The sequence below is a fragment of the Streptomyces beijiangensis genome (assembly GCF_017315755.1).
In the GTDB taxonomy this organism is placed as follows: Bacteria; Actinomycetota; Actinomycetes; order Streptomycetales; family Streptomycetaceae; genus Streptomyces; species Streptomyces beijiangensis.
Map to the genome: position 1 here is coordinate 1 of NZ_JAFLRJ010000637.1, position 3,485 is coordinate 3,485.

Consider the following 3,485-nt stretch of genomic DNA (forward strand, 5'->3'; position numbering starts at 1 on the left):
GTCTGGAAGCAGGCCGTCGGCAGCGGCACTCCCGCGCAGGACTTCTCCGTCTCCACCAGCCCGGCATCGGGCAGCGTCAACCCGGGCGCCAGTGTGACCAGTACGGTGAACACGGCGACGGTGAGCGGCTCCGCGCAGACCGTCGCGCTGTCGGTCGCGGGCGCACCCAGCGATGTGACCGCGAGCCTCAGCCCGACGTCCGTACAGTCCGGGAGCTCATCGACGCTCACCGTGCAGGCGGGCGCGAGCGCCCCGCAGGGTACGTACACCCTGACGGTCACCGGATCGGGAACGGTCAGCCACAGCACCACCTACACGCTGACCGTCGGCGGCAGCTCGACCTGCACGCCGCGCCAACTGGTCGTCAACGGCGGCTTCNNCGACCAGGCCGGTGAATCGCCGCGCAGCGGGTCGTACATGGCATGGCTGAACGGCTGGGGATCCCCCCGCACGGACAGCGTCTCGCAGTCGCTGGCGATTCCGTCCGGGTGCTCCGCCTACCGGCTCTCCTTCTATCAGCACATCGACACCGACGAGACCGAGAACGTCGCCTATGACGTCTTCACCGTCTCGGTGGGCGGCCAGACGCTGGCGAGCTATTCCAACCTGGATGCCGCATCCGGGTACGTACAGAAGTCGTTCGACGTCTCCCGCTTCGCCGGGCAGACCGTCGTCCTGAAGTTCAACGGAGTGGAGGACCAGGCTCTGCAGAGCTCGTACGTCGTGGATGACGTCACCCTCCAGGTGAACTGACCTGTTCCCGGGCGCCGGGAGCACCCGCTCCCGGCGCCCGGGTCCGTCATGTCACCCGAGGAAGTCCGCCGTGACCGCCACGAACCGGTCGGCGTCGTCGACCCAGGGGTAGTGGCCCGCCCCCGGCTGCACCACGTTCGACGCGTCGGGGAACAGCCCGGCGAACTCGGCCACCGACCGGGGAGGACTGTTGAGGTCGAACTCCCCGGCGAGCAGCAGGACGGACGCCTCGAAGCCCGCGAGCGCAGCACGCGTGCGTGCCGGGTCGAAGGCGCCCTCGGCCCCGAAGAGCGCGACGGCCTCCTCGTTGTCCGGCTGTCCCGCCGCGTGGTGCGCCTGGGCCGCGGCGTCCCAACGGCCCCAGGAGAAGGGGGCGATGGCCTCCCAGTCGCCGCCCCTTCCTTCGGTGAGGGCCTCCAGGGCGGCGTACGCCTCGGGGAACCACGGCTCGCCCTTCCTGAGCAGCGCGAGATCGCGCCGCGTCTCGCCGGTGATGTCGATGCCGACAGCGCGCACACCGGGCGTGATCAGGGCGAGCCTGTCCACGCGCTCCGGGAACCGGGCCGCGTACTGCGTCACGACATTGGCTCCGGCGGAGTGGCCGAGCAGCCGAATCCTGTCCAGGCCGAGGTGTGCGCGCAGCGCCTCCAGGTCGTCGACCAGGCGGTCACAGCGGTACGAAGAGGTGTCCTCGGGGATCGCCGACGCACCGGTGCCGCGCAGATCCGGCACGATCAGCCGGTGGTGCGCGGACAGGCCGCCGAGGTCACCGAGGTACGCGGAGTCAGCAGGACCTCCGGGGACGCAGACGACCGGTACGCCGTCGCCGGTCACACGGTAGGAGAGCAGGGTTCCGTCAGTTGCGGAGAAGAAGGGCATGGCTCGATGGTCCCAGTCATAACCGCGTTATACAACCTGGTTATGACCGGGACCCGTCAGCGGTGTATAACCGAGTGGTGGCAGGCGAAGAGGGAAGTCAGCAGAGCCCCGGTGCACTCACCGAGGCGCAGGCCGGGCGGATGCTCGCGCACATGAACGACGTCATCCGCGCCGGCGAGGACATGCGGAAGCTGCGCACCGAAATGATCAAACTGTTCGCCGGCCTCGGCTGGACCCAGGAGAAGATCGCCGGACTCACCGGCATGAGCCAGCCCGCCGTGTCCAAGCAGATGGCGAAGCACGGGTCGGACGATCCGCTCCCGCCGATGGGCCTCGCACTCGACCAGCACGACATCCCGTGGCTCGAAGGACGGCTCTGGGGCCTCGCCGAGGAGATCTCCGAGGCCTTCTACGACACCGCCCGCTGCACGCGCTGTGTCGACGCCCTCGCCCGGGGAAAGAAGCGCTTCACCCCCCAGAACGTGGACGAACTGCGGCGCCTCGTGGAGGAGGACCTGAGGGCCCACCCGGACCGGACGGACGCCGGTTACCAGGCCGCGTACGACGAGATCAGCCGCGGTCTCGACGTCCCCGCGAAGACGCCCCCGGCCACCGCACCGGCCTCGGTGCGCCGCACGCTCGCCCATCAGCTCCAGCGCGACCGGCTCAGGGGCGAATCCTGAGAACTTCCCCCTCTTGCTTGCTGCGACGCAGCTGCGCCGAGAGATGGTGCTGCAAGGGCTGTCCGACCGCCTCGAGGTCGTGGGCGAACGCGAGCGTGCCGTCGTCGGCGAGGGAGTAGCGGCGGCGCGTGGCGTTGACGTCCTTGGCGGTGGGCGTGAGGGCGACCTCGTGCGTGGACAGATCGACCGAGTTGCCGTCGGCCGTGCCGACCAGAATCTCCGCGATGCCGGTGGGCTGGGTGATCAGAGCCTCCACCCGCCCGTCGGGCTGAAGCCGCCACCAGCCGCTCTCCCTGGCCGACGGGCGCAGCGGAGCACCGTCGGCGTCGAGCAGCCAGGCGCGGGCCTCGTAGCGGAGGAAGGGGCGACCGTCGTGCGCGAAGGTGACCTCCTGCGCGTACGTGAACTCCCCGTCGATCGTGGGGTATTCGCCCTGCCCCCGGCCGCGCCAGGTTCCGATGAGGCCGATCACGGGAGCGAGCAGCGCGTGCGGTGCGGGCGCCTCGTCCGGTCGGTGGCTCTCGGGGTACGGGTACTCCGGTGCGGGGTCGAACACGGTGTGCGCTCCTGGGATCGGGGCCGGTGGCGAGTCGAAGCCTAAGGCTTCGGTCCGCTTCCGCTACCGACCGGCGGGGGCGCCTGCCTCGGCCTCATCCGGTGCGAGCTTTTCGATCTTGAAGCCGGTGATGCCGTAGATGACGCTCAGAATGGGGCTGGCGTAGTTGAAGATCGCGTACGGCACGTACGACAGCGTGGGTACGCCGAGCACGGCGCCCATGAACGCCCCGCAGGAGTTCCACGGAACGAGCGCAGACGTGACCGTGCCGCTGTCGGCGGCGAGCCGGGACAGGTTGGTCGGTGCGAGCTGTCGCCTCTCGAACTCCAGCCGGAACACCCGCGAGGGCAGTACGAGAGCGATGTACTGGTCACCCGCGACGATGTTCAGCCCGAAGGCACAGGCGAACACGGTGACGAAGAGCCTTCCCGTGCTCTTGGCCGAGTGGATCAGCGGATCGACCAGCCGGGCGATGAGGCCGAACTCCTCCAGGAGCGCGCCGAAGGTGACCGCCCCGATGATGAGCCAGAGTGTCAAAAGCATGCTGTCCATACCGCCCCGGGACAGCAGGGCGTCGATCTGCGGGACACCCGAGGCGATGTCGAACCCGTTCG

4 protein-coding genes are annotated in these 3,485 nt (G+C 69.5%); 1 reads left to right on the forward strand and 3 read right to left on the reverse strand.

The features are described 5' to 3' along the window. Positions 1-804: 804 nt before the first annotated feature. On the reverse strand, positions 805-1,632 hold the full coding sequence (locus J0695_RS37735) for an alpha/beta fold hydrolase (protein WP_206969320.1): 828 nt from the start codon (positions 1,630-1,632) through the stop codon (positions 805-807). Between the two features lie 77 nt (positions 1,633-1,709). Between J0695_RS37735 and J0695_RS37740 the strand changes: the two genes are divergently transcribed. Next, positions 1,710-2,315, forward strand: a complete 606-nt coding sequence (locus J0695_RS37740) for a sigma-70 family RNA polymerase sigma factor (protein ID WP_206969321.1) — start codon at positions 1,710-1,712, stop codon at positions 2,313-2,315. On the opposite strand, the gene J0695_RS37745 is transcribed toward J0695_RS37740, so the two are convergent. Together J0695_RS37745 and J0695_RS37750 are read right to left on the reverse strand one after the other, a co-directional pair. Next, the gene (locus J0695_RS37745; protein ID WP_206969322.1) at positions 2,299-2,871 is read right to left on the reverse strand and encodes a nitrobindin family protein; all 573 of its coding nucleotides are present in this window, start codon (positions 2,869-2,871) and stop codon (positions 2,299-2,301) included. The genes J0695_RS37740 and J0695_RS37745 overlap by 17 nt on opposite strands. A gap of 63 nt (positions 2,872-2,934) precedes the next feature. Continuing rightward, positions 2,935-3,485: Na+/H+ antiporter NhaC family protein (locus J0695_RS37750; protein ID WP_277990091.1), on the reverse strand; the 551-nt coding region annotated here is incomplete at its 5' end.